This window comes from Vibrio sp. S234-5 (assembly GCF_000960595.1).
In the GTDB taxonomy this organism is placed as follows: Bacteria; Pseudomonadota; Gammaproteobacteria; order Enterobacterales; family Vibrionaceae; genus Vibrio.
In genome coordinates, this window is the sequence record NZ_JZAM01000072.1 from 73,888 (window position 1) to 90,987 (window position 17,100).

Annotated in this window: 13 protein-coding genes; 9 read left to right on the forward strand and 4 right to left on the reverse strand. The window is 50.5% G+C overall.

Features of this window, described 5'->3' with window-relative positions; translation table 11 throughout:
• Window positions 1-105: 105 nt before the first annotated feature.
• Window positions 106-984 carry a LysR family transcriptional regulator gene (locus UF06_RS03105; RefSeq protein ID WP_045569134.1) on the reverse strand — a complete coding sequence of 293 codons (879 nt, stop codon included), beginning with the start codon at window positions 982-984 and terminating at the stop codon, window positions 106-108.
• Window positions 985-1,096: 112 nt separating this feature from the next.
• Here UF06_RS03105 and UF06_RS03110 point away from each other — a divergent pair, with 112 nt between their 5' ends.
• Both UF06_RS03110 and UF06_RS03115 read left to right on the forward strand, forming a co-directional pair.
• Window positions 1,097-2,632, forward strand: coding sequence for an NADH-quinone oxidoreductase subunit L (locus UF06_RS03110; protein WP_045569174.1), 1,536 nt, complete (start codon window positions 1,097-1,099; stop codon window positions 2,630-2,632).
• Entirely contained in the window at window positions 2,629-5,079 is a 2,451-nt protein-coding gene (locus tag UF06_RS03115; RefSeq protein ID WP_052702502.1) for a DUF2309 domain-containing protein, read from the forward strand. The genes UF06_RS03110 and UF06_RS03115 overlap by 4 nt, the downstream gene beginning before the upstream one ends.
• Before the next feature lie 81 nt (window positions 5,080-5,160).
• On the opposite strand, the gene eat is transcribed toward UF06_RS03115, so the two are convergent.
• From eat to UF06_RS03130, 3 genes are read right to left on the reverse strand one after another with little or no spacing between them, the layout of a single operon-like run.
• On the reverse strand, window positions 5,161-6,552 hold the full coding sequence (eat, locus tag UF06_RS03120; protein ID WP_045569135.1) for an ethanolamine permease: 1,392 nt from the start codon (window positions 6,550-6,552) through the stop codon (window positions 5,161-5,163).
• A 15-nt stretch (window positions 6,553-6,567) separates the two neighbouring features.
• Window positions 6,568-7,410 (reverse strand): ethanolamine ammonia-lyase subunit EutC, encoded by an 843-nt coding sequence (eutC, locus tag UF06_RS03125; RefSeq protein ID WP_045569136.1) that lies wholly within the window; start codon window positions 7,408-7,410, stop codon window positions 6,568-6,570.
• Window positions 7,407-8,810 (reverse strand): ethanolamine ammonia-lyase subunit EutB, encoded by a 1,404-nt coding sequence (locus tag UF06_RS03130; protein WP_045569137.1) that lies wholly within the window; start codon window positions 8,808-8,810, stop codon window positions 7,407-7,409. Before UF06_RS03130 ends, eutC begins: the two co-directional genes overlap by 4 nt.
• 219 nt (window positions 8,811-9,029) lie before the next feature.
• Here UF06_RS03130 and UF06_RS03135 point away from each other — a divergent pair, with 219 nt between their 5' ends.
• The 7 genes from UF06_RS03135 to ugpC all read left to right on the forward strand — a co-directional run bounded on the left by UF06_RS03135 (window position 9,030) and on the right by ugpC (window position 17,085).
• Entirely contained in the window at window positions 9,030-10,094 is a 1,065-nt protein-coding gene (locus UF06_RS03135; protein ID WP_226972233.1) for a helix-turn-helix domain-containing protein, read from the forward strand.
• 320 nt (window positions 10,095-10,414) lie between these two features.
• Entirely contained in the window at window positions 10,415-11,422 is a 1,008-nt protein-coding gene (locus UF06_RS03140; RefSeq protein ID WP_045569138.1) for a LacI family DNA-binding transcriptional regulator, read from the forward strand.
• A gap of 15 nt (window positions 11,423-11,437) precedes the next feature.
• On the forward strand, window positions 11,438-12,682 hold the full coding sequence (locus tag UF06_RS03145; RefSeq protein WP_045569139.1) for an extracellular solute-binding protein: 1,245 nt from the start codon (window positions 11,438-11,440) through the stop codon (window positions 12,680-12,682).
• 86 nt (window positions 12,683-12,768) lie between these two features.
• Window positions 12,769-13,734 carry a sugar ABC transporter permease gene (locus tag UF06_RS03150; protein ID WP_171816689.1) on the forward strand — a complete coding sequence of 322 codons (966 nt, stop codon included), beginning with the start codon at window positions 12,769-12,771 and terminating at the stop codon, window positions 13,732-13,734.
• A gap of 1 nt (window position 13,735) precedes the next feature.
• The gene (locus tag UF06_RS03155) at window positions 13,736-14,626 is read left to right on the forward strand and encodes a carbohydrate ABC transporter permease (protein ID WP_045569141.1); all 891 of its coding nucleotides are present in this window, start codon (window positions 13,736-13,738) and stop codon (window positions 14,624-14,626) included.
• Window positions 14,627-14,644: 18 nt separating this feature from the next.
• On the forward strand, window positions 14,645-15,994 hold the full coding sequence (locus tag UF06_RS03160) for a GH1 family beta-glucosidase (protein WP_045569142.1): 1,350 nt from the start codon (window positions 14,645-14,647) through the stop codon (window positions 15,992-15,994).
• Window positions 15,994-17,085, forward strand: a complete 1,092-nt coding sequence (ugpC, locus tag UF06_RS03165) for a sn-glycerol-3-phosphate ABC transporter ATP-binding protein UgpC (protein WP_045569143.1) — start codon at window positions 15,994-15,996, stop codon at window positions 17,083-17,085. Before UF06_RS03160 ends, ugpC begins: the two co-directional genes overlap by 1 nt.
• Window positions 17,086-17,100: the final 15 nt, after the last annotated feature.

Genomic DNA, 17,100 nt, shown 5'->3' on the forward strand with positions numbered 1-17,100 from the left:
ATAGTTACAAGGAGTGATTTCTCTTTTTGAACTTGCGTGAAATGAAGCATGTAGCTTGTCCATATGTTGGCGACCCAAAATTCCTCTGTGGTTAACTGGCGCCGCTCATCCCAGAAGGTTAAACAGCGCTTTTAAGATGGGGAGTTCAACGTGCCTTTTCGCGGTAATGGCATAAAAGCTTTCGGTGACGGTCTCTAACGTCGCGTAGTTTTTCAAAAGACCCGCCTGAATCTCATCTTGCACCACCACTTCCGGGATCACGGCAACGGCGCCTGAGTCCCGCGCCAGAAGTCGCAGCATGGCCATGTCGTCAACCTCGGCATACGGGCGGACAGTGAGTGCGTGTTGTTCACAATAGAGATCAAATTGAGTGCGGATCTCGCTCTCTGGGCCGGGCAAGATCACTTTGGTTTTGTCCAAATCTTGTGGGAAACGCAGGGCGTTCAACGCGCTGGTATTGGGGCCGACAAGGCAGACACCTTGCTGCGCGATTCGTTTGCAGCGCCAAGGGGTAGTGGAGTCGGAGGGAACCGGGCGATTAGACAAAACCAAATCCAATTTATGCACACGAAGCTGCTCCAGCAAATCGTCGAAATTTGATGACTTGAGCGCCAGCGTGACGTTATTTTGCCCAATCACCGGGCGCAGAAAGTTTTCCTGAAAGTTACGAGATAACGTCGCGACGGCGCCAACACGCAGTTGCTGCACTCGGTGCTGCTCACCACTTTCCATCACGGAAAGCAGTTCACTGCCTAAGTTAAAAATACTCTCGGCATACTCAAGCACCAAGTGACCTACATCGGTGAGCAGCAGCGCACGCCCTTGGCGATGAAACAGATCGTGCCCCAGTTGGCCTTCTAACTGTTTGATCTGAGAAGACAAGGCGGATTGGGACACGTTGAGCTTTTGTGCCGCGCGGGTTAAATGCCCCTCTTTGGCGACCGTCCAGAAGTAGTGCAGATGATGAAAATTCAGCGTTCGCATTTTATCGTTCACAATTAAAGAATGGTTTGTGCATATCTATCTATTTTACATCTCAATTCGCTCGCTGCAACATACCACTCCTGAGCGTTTATTTTTTCCAGCAGGAGTGTTTATGCTGTTCACATTGGGCGGTTCACTGTTTGCCGCCGTTTACGGGAGTGGCTTTTTGCTTAGTCTGATGAGCAGAAAGCATCATTGGCTGATGGCACGAATCACCACCTTAGTCGCGCTACTTGTGGCGTTTTGTTTACCCATTTTAGTCGTATCGCAGGTCAATGTGACGCTGCCTCTGCTCAATCTGCTGATGGTGATCTTAGTCGCCCTGCTTGGTTGGGTGATTGTTGGTTACGCTTCACGCTACCTTGACGGCGACAAAGGGCAGCCGCGGTTTGTTCGGGCGATGCTGTTTACCCTGTTTGCGGTTGCCGTGTTAGTGACGAGTGACAACTTGCTACTGATGGCAGGCGCGTGGAGCGCGACCAGTTTCGGTTTGCACTTTTTGCTCACCCACTATCGCGATCGCAAAGCGGCCAAAATCGTCGCGCACAAAAAGTTTATCGTTAGCCGACTGGCCGACCTCTGTCTGCTTGGCGCGCTTGGTTTGCTTTACCATGCTTTGGGCACATTCTCCCTTTCCGCCATCAGCCAACAACTGGCGCAGTGGCAACATCTTCCTCTTTCATTGAACTTGGCCGCACTGCTGTTTGCTTTTGCCGCGATTTTAAAAACCGCCCAATTGCCGCTGCATGGCTGGTTAATTCAGGTGATGGAAGCGCCGACGCCGGTCTCTGCACTGTTGCACGCCGGGGTGGTCAACATGGGGGGATTTGTCTTGATATCGCTGGCGGCGTTAATCAGTTTGGCCCCCGCTGCGCAAACCTTACTGGTGGTGGTCGGCAGTTTGACGGCGCTGTTAGCCGGATGGGTGATGATGACGCGCATCAGCATTAAAGTTCGCCTTGCATGGTCAACCTGCGCGCAAATGGGCTTTATGCTGATGGAAATTGGCCTTGGATTGTACGAGTTGGCACTGCTGCATTTGCTCGCTCACTCGCTGTACAAAGCCTACAGTTTCCTCTCAGCGGGCGACGTGGTCGAGCAAACGGTACGGCAAGATTATCAGCCGCAGGCGCAAACCATCCAAGGGATGTTAAGTGCAGTGCTGTTCTCCGCCGCCCTCGTTACTGGCACCTTGTTTATTTGGCAACTTTGGTGGCCAAGCGTTTCCCTGCCTGTGGCGGTGAGCGTTATTCTCATTGTTGGCCTTTCGCCGCTGTTTTGGCGTCGCGCATCGACATCACTGCCTGCCATCGCATTGGGTGCGTTGCAAAGTAGTTTCGTCTTGCACCTTTACCTGCTGTGGCACAGCGCCTTTGCCCACATCGCCCCTAGTCATGCTCAAACCCAGCCGATGCTGTTAGCTTTTGTCTGCGCCGTGTTCTGCTTGTTCTATGTTGGGCAGGTGGCAATACGTCATTACGCGCATCATGCTCTGGTCAAACGCCTTTATCCGTGGGCTTACAACGGATTTTATTTGGATGAACTCTTCACTCGCTTCACCTTTAAAGTCTGGCCCGTCACCTTCAGCCATGAACAGGCGCAAACGCAGGTGAAAGGTCAAAAAACAACCTATGGAGAACTGATATGACCGCCCAGCTTCGTGATGAACGTGACTTTACCGCGCTGCTGCACTCGGCGATTTCGTCCGCCTGCAACAGTATCGCGCCAAACTGGCCGTTGGATCGAATGATTGCGGTCAATCCTTATTGGTCATGGGTTGACAAGCCCTTCAACCAAGTGGCTCACCACCTTGCGAAACTGGCTGGTTCGCCGCTGGCAATGCCGCTGGCCTACTATCGCCAGCTGTGGGAGAGCGGTGCGATTAGCGCGCAAGATCTCTCGCACGCGCTGACGTCGCCCTGTTTTGCCCAAGAATGGAATAGGGAGCGCGCGCTAACTGCCCTCAATGGCAACGATGAATTTTCTTCGCCAGCCCCTTTGCTGTGCGATACCTTAGATAGCCAGCGAAACTTACTCAAACAACCAGCCTGGTGTGACACCGTCACTCATCAGATCGCGCAGTTTTGCGCCGCCTATTTCGACCAAGATCAAGCTGACTGGCATCCTCACAGCGACATTGGCCTTTATCAAAGTTGGCGCGAGACGCTGCGCCACGATCACAGTGTCGCGCTATTGATGAAAGCGCCGCACATTCCGGCGCTCGCCAATCAAATGGCGTTAGACGCACAAGAACAAATTCGCCAAGCGTTAACTCAACTGAATATTGCCCCCGAGCACTGGCACGATTATCTACAAGCGTTGATGTATCGTGTCAGCGGTTGGGGGGCGTGGTGCGCTTATCTAAAATGGCAGGCTAACTTGTCGCAGCAAGAGGAGAACTCACTGGTCGATTTACTGGCGATCCGCTTGAGTTGGGAGTGCTTGGTGGATGACAAAGCGCGCCATTCTGGCTCGGTATGGCAGCGCTGGCAGCAGCAATGGCAGCAACACTTTCAGCAGTATGATCCGCGCAAGAGCGAGGTGCGGCTGATTTGGCAGCGTGCCCATGAGCTGAGCTATCAGCGTCAGCTGTGCCAACAGTTGGCGCTTCCAGTGACAAAAGTGTCATCGCAGCCCAGCGTGCAAGCGGCATTTTGTATCGATGTGCGCTCGGAGGTGATTCGCCGGCACCTTGAAGCGCAGTCGGATCAGATTGCCACCTTGGGTTTTGCTGGCTTTTTTGGCCTCCCCATCAGCTACGATCCGATTGGCACACAGATCAAGCGTCCGCAATTGCCGGGCCTGTTAGCACCGAGTGTTTCCGTGTGTGATAGCTCTGGCTGTGCGGAGCAAGACGCCAAGATCGCCAAGCAACGGGAACAAGCGCTAGAGCGGGAGACGGGCTGGTCGATGTTTCAGCGTATGCCTGCCTCGACCTTTACGCTGGTGGAGGCGTTAGGTTTGGGGTATGTAGGAAAACTGGTCAAACGGGCGTTGCCTTTGACAGCGAAGCGCAAAAACGCCGCTATGCCGGGGCTCTCGCTTGCCAACACGAAACAACTGCGCCCGACGTTGTTTGCTGATACAGAGCAACAAGTGATGCTGGCAGAAAATGCCTTAAAAGGGATGGGCTTGACCGAGTACTTAGCGCCGATCGTGCTGTTAGTTGGACATGGCAGTGAAACCGCCAATAACCCGCAGCGCGCTGGTCTGGACTGCGGTGCCTGCTGCGGCCAAACTGGTGAAGTCAACGCCCGCGCGTTGGCGCAGATACTCAATCAACAAGCGGTGCGTGAAGGCTTGAGTCAGCGGGGTGTGGTGATACCAGACAGCACACATTTTGTCGCGGCGTTGCACAATACCACCACAGAGGCGCTGCGCTTGTTTGATATCGGTAGCCTAGACGATCCGACAAAAAAACAACTGAGCGAATTGCAAGCGACGTTGGATGCTGCCTCAAGCAGTGCAAGGGCAGAGCGCGTGCCACAAATCGGACTCAAAGCGGATTCAAATCAGCCCAGCAAGGTAGCCAAAGAGATGGAGCGTCGCAGCGTCGATTGGGCGCAAACCCGTCCGGAATGGGGGCTAGCGAATAACGCCGCGTTTATCATTGCGCCCAGAGAACGCACGCGCGGCATCCCATTGCATGGCCGCACGTTTTTGCACGAGTATTGCAGTGAAGCCGACCTCGACGCCACTTTGCTGGCGCAAATCATGACTGCGCCGATGGTGGTGACCAACTGGATCAATATGCAATATTACGCCTCCACGGTTGACCCGCGTCGTTACGGTTCGGGTAATAAAACGCTGCACAATGTGGTGGGTGGTCGTTTGGGGGTGTTTGAAGGCAATGGCGGCGATTTGCGCATCGGTCTCTCTCTTCAGTCGCTGCATGACGGTTCGCGGTGGCGTCATGAGCCGTTGAGATTGACGGTGGTGATCGATGCGCCGGAAAAAGCGATTGAATCGGTCATCAGGCAACATGCGATTGTCAGACAACTGGTGGAAAACCAGTGGCTCTATCTGGCGCGTTTTGAGCAAGAAGGCTTGGCCTTTTTCGAGCAGGGAAGATGGGAGCGGCGCAGCCTTAACTAGACTACGCCTCGACGATTCTCACTCTCATCGCGAGAGTGAGAATCGCGCTCTCTTTTCGCTCTGGCTTGAGGAAAAACTCAGTTAGGCCGCTTCAAGCTCGCCTTGCGCCTTGTCAAGCAGGGCAAACTCCTCTTCGGCGGTTTTGGCAATTAAATTGTTCTGACCAATGAGCAAGTAATAGAGCATACCGATAGCGAACAGCGCCAGCGTAAAGAGGAAGGCGCGTACGTCATAGGCGTAGACACCGGTTAGCGCGACAATCGACAGTACGAAGGCTACAGCAGACGTGACGATGCCACCGGGGGTTTTGTATGGACGAGGCATCTGTGGGAACTTAATACGCAGCAGGATGTGGCTGGCCGACATCATCGCATACGAGATCGTTGCCCCAACCACCGCCATGGCGAGGATCAAATCTCCCTCACCCGTGAGCGAAATGATAAAACCGAGCATCGCCGGATAGATCAGCGCGCGAACCGGTGCTTTGCGCTTGCTGGTGAGTGAGAGATTTTTCGGCAAATACCCAGCGCGGGACAGAGCAAACACCAAGCGGCTATAGCCATAGATAATCGAGAAAAACGAGGCAACTAACCCTGCCAGACCAAGAATGTTCACAAACGTTGCCAACTGTGCGTGGCCTGAAAGGTTTAATGCGTCCACCAAAGGAACCGCGCTCTCGCCAATCACTTTGGCACCGACCGCGCCGCTGAGTAATACCACAACCAAAACCGCGGTAAACAGCAGAAACAGCATTGCAGCGATAATCCCTTTCGGCACATCCTTTTGCGGATCTTTGGCCTCTTCCGCTGCGAGTGGTACGCCTTCAACAGCAAGAAACAACCACATCGCAAAGGGCAAGGCTGCCCACACGCCGTAGAGCCCCATAGGCATCATTAAACTGCCGCCTTGGGTGGGTGCAATATCAAACAGGTTGGCGCTGTTAAACTCAGGCACAAGCGCAACGGCTGTGGCGAGAATCGCCAACACCGCTAGGCCGCTGATCACCATCATCACTTTCAGTGCTTCGCCAACGCCAAAAATGTGTATGCCGACAAAAGCCAAATAGAAAAGCGCATAAACCAGTGGGCCATCAAGGCCAATCAGTTCATTGACTGCTGAACCAATAAAGATGACGATGGCGGCCGGAGCCAAAGAGTACTCGATGAGTACCGCAAGGCCAGTCAAAAAACCGCCCATCGGCCCCATGGCTTGGCGTGCAAAACTGTAACCGCCGCCTGCAGCGGGGATCGCGGCAGACATTTCTGCCAACGACAGCACCAAGGCCAGATACATAATTCCCATCAGCACTGCGGCGATAACAAAACCGCCCCAGCCAGCCTGAGCGATACCAAAATTCCAACCGGCGAAATCACCGGAGATGACGTACGAAATGCCCAAGCCAGCCAGCAAGATCCAACCTGCGGCACCCCGCTTAAGCTGGCGTTGTGCCAGATAGTCGTTTGATGTGGTCATATGAATTTCCTTATTTTATGACGTTGAAGTTAAAGAGAAAAATTGAGTTCGTTGCTGTTCGAGAATCGCATCGTCGGAGCGATCTTTTAGTCCAACACCGGTGAGTTTGAGCCGCCGCGATTCCGCCAGCAGATAGAAACATTTCATCGCGGCTGCTTCATAAGGAAGCCCTTGCGGCCGCACGTTGGAAATACAGTTGCGCAGTGAATCTTCGGTACCACGCTGTGGGTGCCAAGTCAGATACAGCCCCAAGCTATCGGGGGAACTTAACCCCGGACGTTCGCCCACCAACACCAACACCTCGCGTGCGTTTATTGCTTCACCCACGTCATCACCGACCGCCACGCGGCCCTGATGCACGATGCTCAATGGCGCGATACGCCAGTCATGTCGTTGGTCGGCATGGAGCTGCGTGATTAAGGCGTCGATAAACGGCGCCGCGTGATGACTGATGGCGTAAGAGGACAAACCATCGGCAATGACAATCGCCAGATCGTACGGGCTTGGCGTGCTATCGCTGTGCTGCTTCAAACGTTCTATCGAGGCATCATCAAGCTTGCGGCCCAAATCGGGCCGTTGCAGATACGTGAGGCGATCACGGGCTTGGCTATGTAGCGAAAACGCTGGCAAATAGGGCACAATGGCCGGTTTTTGCGCTAAGGAATCAATCAGATCCGCTTCGTTGAGCGGCACATGCACCGCATCCATCGCTTGAGCGTGCGAGAGCTGAAAACGCAACAGCTCTTGGGTTGGAATGCTGGTGCCCACGCGGCCAAGTCCGATGCGCGCCTGGGTAAACTGGCGCAACTTGTGCCATGGATCCTCATGGATCAACGAGGAAGTCGGCGTTTTGCTCATACGGCCTCCTGAATCAGTCGCAGTGGCTGGCTAAAGTGCGGCGACAACTGGTCGGCGAGTTGCTTCCCTTCATCCTGATGGAAGATTTCCATCTTCTTCAGCCAGGCCTCAAATTCTGGAGCAGGACGGGAACCCAACACTTGGCGGGCGTAGAGCGCGTCATGAAACGAGGTGGTCTGGTAGTTGAGCATGATGTCATCCGAGCCCGGAATGCCCATGATGAACGAGCATTCAGCGACGCCGAGCAGCGTCAGCAGATTGTCCATGTCGTTTTGATCGGCGTAAGCGTGGTTGGTGTAGCAGATGTCACATCCCATCGGCAGGCCAAGCAGCTTGCCGCAGAAGTGATCTTCCAGCCCGGCGCGGGTTATCTGCTTACCATCAAACAGATATTCCGGGCCGATGAAGCCGACCACGGTGTTAACCAGTAACGGTTTGAACTTGCGCGCCAGTGCATAGGCGCGTACTTCGCAGGTCTGTTGGTCGACGTTGTGATGGCCGTTGGCTGACAGCGCGCTGCCTTGGCCGGTTTCAAAATACATTACGTTGTTGCCGACCGTACCGCGATTGAGGCTAAGAGCGGCATCATAGGCTTCGGCAATCACATTGAGGTTGATACCGAACCCTTGATTGGTCACTTCGGTGCCGCCGATGGATTGAAACACCAAATCGACAGGCGCCCCTCTCTCAATTGCTTCGATGGTGTTCGTTACATGGGTCAACACGCACGACTGAGTCGGGATGTCATAATACTGAATCACTTCATCCATCAGCTTCATCAGTTTAATCGCCTGACTCACGCTGTCTGTGGCGGGGGTGATGCCAATCACGGCATCGCCGTTGCCGTACATCAGGCCATCAAAAATCGATGCTGCAATACCGCTCATATCATCGGTCGGGTGATTAGGCTGCAAACGGGTGGATAAACGACCGGGCAGACCGATAGTGTTGCGAAACGCGCTGGTCACCTGACACTTCTTCGCCACTAGAATCAGATCCTGATTGCGCATGATTTTGCTGACTGCCGCGGCCATTTCGGACGTGATGCCAGCGCAAACCCGCGCCAACTCCATATGAGTGGTGGTTTCTTGCAGCAGCCAGTTACGAAAATCGCCGACAGTGAGATGCGCGATCTCCAAGAATGCGCGGGCATCATGCTCATCGATGATCAGACGGGTAATCTCATCGTCCTCGTACGGAATCAAGGTTTCGTTGAGGAAGGTTTTAAGGGGCAGATCCGCCAACACCATCTGCGCAATCACACGCTCTTCTGCTGATGTGGCGGCCACCCCCGCCAATTGGTCGCCGGAGCGCAGCGGCGATGCCTTCGCCATCACTTCTTTCAAAGAAGCAAACTGGTAGATCTGACTGCCTAATTGATATCGGTAGCGTGAACGCATTGTGCCTCTCTACATCGTTACAGTTTGGTTGTGTTGGTTTGCTCAGGGCTGAGCGGCCTGAACATTGCTATTTGTCTTGGAATATCACTGCAAGAACTACTGCAAGAACTACTGCGAAAACTGTTCCGCGAGCATGACGGAAATAGGCAAAGTTAAATAAACCAATAAAAACAGTAAGATAAATTGAATGGCGCTTAATGCTGGTGCAAGAGGGTGAAAATGAATTTGGTTCAATTGCTTCATGAAGGGAATTCATGCGCACCAACGAGGTGCAAACAATACAGTTTTGATGTCAATCAGCAGGCGCAAAGCCTAAGTGCTTGGGAGCAAAAGTATAATCAACACGGTGCAGGGCAATTTAATGGGTATCTGGATGAAATAAAGTTGCCCGGTTTGCATTTGTTTGAGGAATACACCAGTCACGCTGTCCATCAGGAGTGTTGTGTCAACCCCAATGCGGTTTGGATTGGTTTTTCGATGGACAGTCAACGGCCTAAAGTAAATGGTCTGCAAGCGCAGACGCATCAATTAATGATTCGTCCGGCGAAGGAATCCTTTGAATTGGCGACACCACAGGATTTTCATATTTTTGGCATTGTCATTGAGCGCGATCTGCTGTTGAACGGTTTGCAATATGGCGGTCAAGGTCGGTGGGAGAGCGCCCAGTGGGAAACGGCGGTATTGGTTGAAAACAGCGTGCCGCAACACGGTTGCTGGTCGCTGGTGAATTTGATTCGAGATGCGTTGAGTCCGCTGTCGATACTCGGACAGAAGTTGCTTGAAGAAGGGGCTGCACAAGCGCATCTGCACGCCATGCTGCGCACTGCGGTGATGGATCGTCTTAGCGCGTTTCAAGTGTCGCCTGAACGTGAACCGCGCAGTTACCATGCTCGGCGTCAGGCGCTGCGGCGCCTATATAAATACATTGATCACAACGGTGAATATCCATTGAGTATTAGCGAGATGTGTGCCATCGCCTGTGTCAGCCAGCGCACCTTGCACAACTGTTTTGAACAAGAACTTGGCGTGAGCCCAGCGACGTTTTTGCGAGAGTGCCGTTTGAATGCGGTGCGACGGGTATTACTGGATCAATCGCAGCAGCGGGCAATCTGCGACGTTGCACTTGGCTTTAGCTTCTATCATCTCGGTACGTTTAATCACTATTACAAGCGGCTGTTTGGCGAAACGCCCAGTCAGACGCGAACCCGCGCATCTCAGTATCAAAAAAGTGCGGTGGTGAAACGGTTTGCGGCGGCTCAATCTCTCACATTCCACGTCGATTGAAGCGCTTCGCAGAGCTTGGTAAACGCTGCGCCGCGAAATCGAGTTAACGGCATAAACTTGCTGTTCATTTTTCTCTCTTGGTCCTTCGAAAACACCGATTGTCTTGTTGTGCGACAAGCAGACAAAGCGCAAAAGTCTCTCTGACGCGAGAAAAGAGACAACTCATGAAATAATTTCACGGTGTGATATAAAACGTAAAGAACTTCCAATTATTACTGACCCACTGAAACAGCGCCTAGTTTCTCGTGATGAAGCTCACGATCTCACGGTCATGAATCCTGAATAATCGATTTGTAAGCGATTTCAAGGATGGGTTCTGGGTGATCACAATAAAGCATGTATCCGAACGCGCAGGGGTGTCACAAGCGACAGTCTCGCGGGTTATCAATGGTACAACTCCAGTGAGTTATGACAAGAAAGTGAAAGTAGAGATGGCGATAAAAGAGTTAGGGTATCGCCCGAACTCAATCGCCAAAGCGTTGGCGTCAAGTCGAACTGGAAGCGTCGGTATTGTGGTGCCTGAGCTGGGCAGCTCCTTTTACTCGGGTTTGTTGAATTGCATTGAAAGCAAACTACGGCGTTTAGGCTATCACGCTGTGGTTACGGCAGGGTCGAATACTGAGCAAGGTCAACGAGAGTCGGTAGAGTTCCTCTTGGGTCGTCAAGTGGATGCGCTAATTCTCCATACTCAGTATCTCTGTGATGACTATTTACTCAGTCTGGAAAAACAGGGTATTCCTCTCGTCGTCATAAACCGAGTGATCGCTGATATGTCGTCCAGCTGTATCGATATCGATAATGAAGCTGGTGGAAAGCTGGCGACGCAACACTTGCTGCAAATGGGGCACCAGAATATTGCTTGTATTACCGGGCCTCTAGATAAATCAGATGCCAGTGGGCGGTTACGGGGGTATCGCCTAGCACTAGAAGAAGCGGGGCTTGAGTACAACGAAGCACTGGTTTGTGCGGCTGGATTTACCGAAGAGACGGGAATGCTTGCGATGCAGCAACTGCTAAACCGCGATGTGAAGTTTACCGCCATATTTGCCTCTAACGACCATATGGCGGTTGGGGCACTGGAGGTTTTGAAAAATAAAGGGATCTCAGTACCTGAGGAAATATCATTGGTGGGGTTTGATAACGTTCTTTTTGCACGTTACCTCACACCACGCCTCACCACTATCCATTTTCCAATTGAGGAAATGAGCACAGAAGCTGTGCAGTTAACCATTAAAAAACTTAATAACCAGAAGAACGACGTGAACTTCATCTTGTCGCCGTCACTAGTGACAAGAAGTTCCGTTAAGAACTTACTCAACTCTATCTAACCCTAAGGACAGACCATGAACTTTAAGACCTTAGCGCTAACAAGCGCGGTTCTATTAGGACTTGCTAACACATCTGCTGCCGCTGAAAACACTATCCGCTTCGACGGATTCCCAGATTTTGATAGTAGTTTAAAGGTACTGCTACCTGATTTTGAGAAAAAAACAGGTATTAAAGTGGACTACCTGATGAACAACCACGGTGATCACCATACTAAGTTGACCACCAACTTAGCCACTGGGTCTGGCGCTGGCGATGTGATTGTTGTCGATGTGGAAAAAATTGGTCCGTTTGTCGCCTCTGGTGGTTTAGTGAACCTATCGCAACAGTATGGCGCGAACAAGTTTGAAGACCGTTTTGCCCCGTATGCGTGGGCTCAAGGAAAAGGCGCAGACGGCGATGTCTACGGCATGCCTGTTGATCTCGGGCCGGGTGTTATGTACTACCGTACTGACCTGTTCGAGAAAGCGGGTATCGATATCAATCAGGCCATCAAGGATTGGGACAGCTACATTGCGGCAGGCGAAAAGCTCAAAAAACTCAACATTCAGTTGATCCCGTCAGCCGCCGATGTGGCTCAAGCAATCATCTTTACCACCGTACCTGAAGGTGAAGGATTGTATTTTGACAAAGAGGGCAACCCTGTGGTCACCTCTGAGCGTTTTGTACATGCGTTTGAGGTGGCGAAGAAAATTCGTGACAAGGGGCTAGATGGTCGAATTCTTGCTTGGTCTAACGAATGGTATGAAGGTTTTCGTAACGCGACTTTTGCCACTCAGCTATCAGGAGCTTGGTTGCTTGGTCACTTGAAGAACTGGATTGCACCAGATACCGCGGGTAAATGGGCGGTGTCACATCTGCCGGATGGCATTTACGGTAGCTGGGGTGGTTCTTTCCTTTCTATTCCTAAGCAGTCCAAGCATCAGGATGAAGCGTGGAAACTTATCGAATACATGACGACAGAGCGTGATGTTCAGTTAAAGCACTTTGAAACGATCGCTGCCTTTCCTGCCAATGTCACCACTTATGACGATGCGTTGTTTCAACAAGAAGTTCCATTTTTAGGTGGACAAAAAGCGCGACTTCTTTTCGCCGATGTTGCGAAAAACATTAAACCTGTTCAGCCAGCAAAAGGGGATCACGTCGCTCGCTCTATCGTTTTGGAAAACGCGCTGATGGAAGTGCTTGATGAAGGAAAAGAGATCAAAACTGCGCTTAAAGAAGCAGAGCGTCTCATCAAGCGTCGAACTCGCAATTTATAACAAAATTACATATTCAATTAGGAGACGTGATCTCGCGTCTCCTTTTGTAAGAGGTCGTTACTATGAAATCAGCAACAAGCAACGTCATGGGAACAGGATTGGCTGCACGCATTTTTTCATATCTAAATTTGAAAGCGCTTACACCCTATACTTTTCTTCTGCCGTTTCTCCTTATTTTCTCTATTTTTGGGGTTTTTCCACTCCTGTTTTCGATTTATCTCTCTTTTCACGCTTGGAATCCGGTGGAAGGCTTGGGCGCGATGAGCTTTGTCGGTTTGGAAAATTACCAAGTCGCACTCACCGATCCGTGGCTTTGGCGTTCACTCGAAAACACCTTTTGGCTGGCGATCACCTCTGGCGTGGCGCAGCATCTTATCGCCATCCCAATCGCGTACATTCTCGTTTCATTAGGGGGCCGTTTACGTCACTGGCTAACTTCAGCTTACTTTCTGCCGTATATCACGTCGACGGTCGCGGCTTCACTGATCTTTTTCAACATGTATTCGCCCAGTTCCGGGATCATAAACCAGACTTTGATAGCTCTCGCGGACAGCACCTTACTTGGGTGGGCATTTTCCTGGGTAAATGATTTTCAGCCTATCCGCTGGCTAGATGATGCCACCATGATTAAGCCGTCGATTGCGATTATGGTTTTCTGGAAGTACACCGGTTTTAACATCGTGCTCTATACCACGGGCTTAATGACCATTCCGAAGGAAATTTTGGAAGCGGCGAGAATGGATGGTGCCAATGCGTTTCGTCGGTTCTGGAATATTTCATTGCCGATGATCCGCCCATTCATCTTCTTCGCTGTCACGATGACCATCATCGGCAACTTACAACTGTTTGAAGAACCGTTTGTACTTACTCGCGGTGGCGGTGGTACCGGGCAAGCTGGCTTAACCATTTCTATGTACTTGTACAAAGTGGGTTGGGAATGGTTAGAGATGGGGACGGCATCGGCCATTTCATGGCTCCTGTTTGCCCTTATCGCAACATGTACCTTAGTTCAATTCTTCTTTTTTGGTAAAAAAGGCTTAGGGGAGCATTAAGATGTCTACACAATCGGTTAAGGCTGTGTCAATGGGTGTGCATAAATCAAGAGACAACACGGTCGAAATAGTCACCAAAATGATGATGATACTGTTGGCCATCATCCTGATTATCTCCGCCATCGTGACCGTTTTCCCATTTGTTTGGTCAGCCTTGCTTTCCACTCGGGATCGTGCAGAGATTTTTGGAACAGGGATTAGTTTCGCCCTTGGCGACAGTCTCGCCATCAACTACGCCAAATTGAAAGAGATCATGCCTTTTTGGCAGGCGATGTTTAACTCCGTGTATGTCGCCTTCATCGGTACAACCATCTCACTACTGTTTTGCAGTATGGGGGGATATGCATTCGCTGTATTCAAATTTAAAGGGAGAAATATTCTATTTGGAATGTTGGTAGGTTCGATGATGATTCCGCCTGTTCTGAGTCTAATCCCTTACTTCATGATCGTGAAATTTATCGGCTTGATGGATAACCATGTGGCGGTGTGGCTGCCATTTACCACCACACCTTTTGGAATATTCCTCGTGCGTCAACATGTGGTGGCATCGATTCCTAAGGAGTTGTTGGAAGCCGCTAAGTTAGACGGTGCCGGTGAGTTTAGAACCTATTGGAGTGTGGTGTTGCCATTGATGAAGCCCGCTCTTGCTACCTTGGCCATCGTCCAATTTGTCTTTTTCTGGAACATGTTCATGCAGCCACTTGTTGTGCTCACCACACCAGAAAACTACGTGATTACCCAAGCGTTAAGAAGTGTCCAAGGTATACCGAACACCCCGTGGGGGGCGGTGATGCTCGGTACTACAATTTCGATTTTGCCCTTAGTGGTTACCTATTTGTTTGCCTCAAAGCAGATGATCAGTGGGCTAACGTCTGGTGCAGTAAAAGGTTAGATTTATAAGGTTATGACAATGAATAAATATGAGCTTCCTCATTCCTCGCGATTGCGTAGCAGCGATTTTATATTTGGTGTCGCCACCTCCTCTTATCAAATAGAAGGTGGAGTGGCAGAAGGAGGACGTACACCGTCTATATGGGATACCTTTTGTCAAAAAGAGGGCAAAGTGGATAAAGGTGAAAATGGGGACATCGCTTGTAACCATTACCACCTGTGGCAGCAAGATGTTGAAATGATCAGCAGTTTGGGTGTTGATGCTTATCGCCTTTCCATCGCCTGGCCGCGCATCCTCCCGCAAGATGGGGTGGTGAATCAGGAGGGACTCAAATTCTATGAGCAGATTATCGATGAATGTCACGCACATGGTATGAAGGTGTTTGTCACCCTCTATCACTGGGATCTGCCGCAGTATCTGCAAGATAAAGGGGGATGGCTCAACCGAGAAACGGCTTACAAGTTTGCTGATTATGCCGAGGTAGTGAGCCGTCATTTTGGCAATAAGATAGAGGTGTACACCACGCTAAATGAACCGTTTGTCGCCGCGTTTTTAGGCTACCGCTGGGGAGTGCATGCGCCTGGCATTTTGGGGGAACGTGAAGGTTTTCTGGCGTCCCATCACCTTATGCTGGCCCATGGGCTAGCGATGCCGGTTCTACGCCGCAATGCACCGAAGGCAAAACACGGAGTGGTATTCAATGCCTCACCTGCCTATGCGCATTCGGAGAAAGACATTGGAGCGGCAAAATACAGTGAAGCAGAAAACTATCACTGGTTTATCGATCCTGTTTTAAAAGGAGAGTATCCAGCGCTTGTCACCGAACGCCATTTTATCAACATGCCGATGGTACTTGCAGGAGATCTTGAGATCATTTCAGCACCAGTCGACTATATCGGAATCAACTACTACACCAGAAACGTTGTACGTTATAACGAAAGTGGTGATATTGAGACGGTGACGCAGGCAGAGAGTGAACACACCTATATCGGCTGGGAGATCTATCCGCAAGGATTGACCGACTTGCTGCTCAGTTTAAAAGAGCGTTATGCCAATCTTCCGCCTATTTACATCACTGAAAACGGCGCGGCGGGTGACGATCACTATCTCAACGGTGAAGTAAACGATGAACAGCGTGTGCGCTATTTTCAACAACATCTAAAGGCGTTAGATGAGGCAATTAACGCGGGTGTGCAGGTCGATGGTTATTTCGCCTGGAGCTTGATGGACAACTTTGAATGGGCGTTTGGCTACTCACAGCGCTTTGGCATGGTATACGTCGATTATCCAACTCAGAAAAGAACATTAAAACAGAGCGCGATTGCTTATAAAAACATGTTATTAGATCGTGCCAAGGAGACCCAATAATGGCTAAAGTTGAATTCAAAAATATTAAAAAATCCTTTGGTGATGTTGATGTGGTTAAGCATTTCGACTTTACCGTACATGACGGTGAGTTTGTGGTTTTCTTAGGCCCATCTGGTTGTGGCAAATCGACCACGCTGCGCATGCTGGCTGGTTTAGAAACCATTACCTCGGGGGAGATTTATGTCGGCGATAAGCTGATGAATAAAGTCGACGCAAAAGATCGCGATTTAGCGATGGTTTTTCAAAGCTATGCGCTGTATCCACATATGACCGTTTACGAAAATATTGCCTTTGCACTGAAGCTGAAAGGCATGTCGAAAGTGGATATTGATGCTGAAGTACGTAAAGCGGCGAAAATGTTGGAGCTTGAGCCTCTGCTTGACAGAAAGCCAAAGGAACTTTCCGGTGGGCAACGCCAACGTGTTGCCATGGGACGAGCCATGGTGCGAACGCCTAAAGTCTTTCTATTCGACGAGCCGCTCTCAAACCTGGATGCCAAATTGCGTGGCGTCATGCGTGAAGAGATCAAACAGCTTCACCGTGAACTGAAAACGACCACAATTTATGTCACGCATGATCAAATTGAAGCGATGACGCTGGCGGATCGCATTGTGATACTCAAAGATGGCTACGTGGCTCAGGTAGGAACGCCGACGGATGTGTTTCAGCGCCCAGCCAATAAGTTTGTGGCCCAGTTCATTGGTAGTCCATCTATGAATATGCTTGATGCCAAATTGATCAGTAAAGACAACGCATTTTATATCGAACTTGGGGAAACACAGATTCCGCTTCCTGAACGATTTAAAGCGTTGGCATCAAAGAATCTTGCGTTGCACCTTGGTATTCGTCCAACGGATATTCATTTGCGTGCTGAACATATTGATCATGAGCGTGTATTACCATTTTCAGTAAAAATTAAAGATAAAGAGTTGCTGGGAGCCAGTATCTTATTGAAAACAGAAATAGCTAAACAATCTTTGATTGTTGAAACGCAAGCCGCCGAGGTGACAACAAGTGAATTAACCTTGTACTTAGATCTCGATGCAATCCATCTGTTTGACGCGTTGAGTGAAAATTCACTAGCCAGTTAATTAGAATATATACAG

Coding starts and splice junctions, on each gene's coding strand:
- UF06_RS03105 (WP_045569134.1), bottom strand. CDS start 984: ATGCGAACGCTGAATTTTCATCATCTGCACTACTTCTGGACGGTCGCC.
- UF06_RS03110 (WP_045569174.1), top strand. CDS start 1,097: ATGCTGTTCACATTGGGCGGTTCACTGTTTGCCGCCGTTTACGGGAGT.
- UF06_RS03115 (WP_052702502.1), top strand. CDS start 2,629: ATGACCGCCCAGCTTCGTGATGAACGTGACTTTACCGCGCTGCTGCAC.
- eat (WP_045569135.1), bottom strand. CDS start 6,552: ATGACCACATCAAACGACTATCTGGCACAACGCCAGCTTAAGCGGGGT.
- eutC (WP_045569136.1), bottom strand. CDS start 7,410: ATGAGCAAAACGCCGACTTCCTCGTTGATCCATGAGGATCCATGGCAC.
- UF06_RS03130 (WP_045569137.1), bottom strand. CDS start 8,810: ATGCGTTCACGCTACCGATATCAATTAGGCAGTCAGATCTACCAGTTT.
- UF06_RS03135 (WP_226972233.1), top strand. CDS start 9,030: ATGAATTTGGTTCAATTGCTTCATGAAGGGAATTCATGCGCACCAACG.
- UF06_RS03145 (WP_045569139.1), top strand. CDS start 11,438: ATGAACTTTAAGACCTTAGCGCTAACAAGCGCGGTTCTATTAGGACTT.
- UF06_RS03150 (WP_171816689.1), top strand. CDS start 12,769: ATGGGAACAGGATTGGCTGCACGCATTTTTTCATATCTAAATTTGAAA.
- UF06_RS03155 (WP_045569141.1), top strand. CDS start 13,736: ATGTCTACACAATCGGTTAAGGCTGTGTCAATGGGTGTGCATAAATCA.
- UF06_RS03160 (WP_045569142.1), top strand. CDS start 14,645: ATGAATAAATATGAGCTTCCTCATTCCTCGCGATTGCGTAGCAGCGAT.
- ugpC (WP_045569143.1), top strand. CDS start 15,994: ATGGCTAAAGTTGAATTCAAAAATATTAAAAAATCCTTTGGTGATGTT.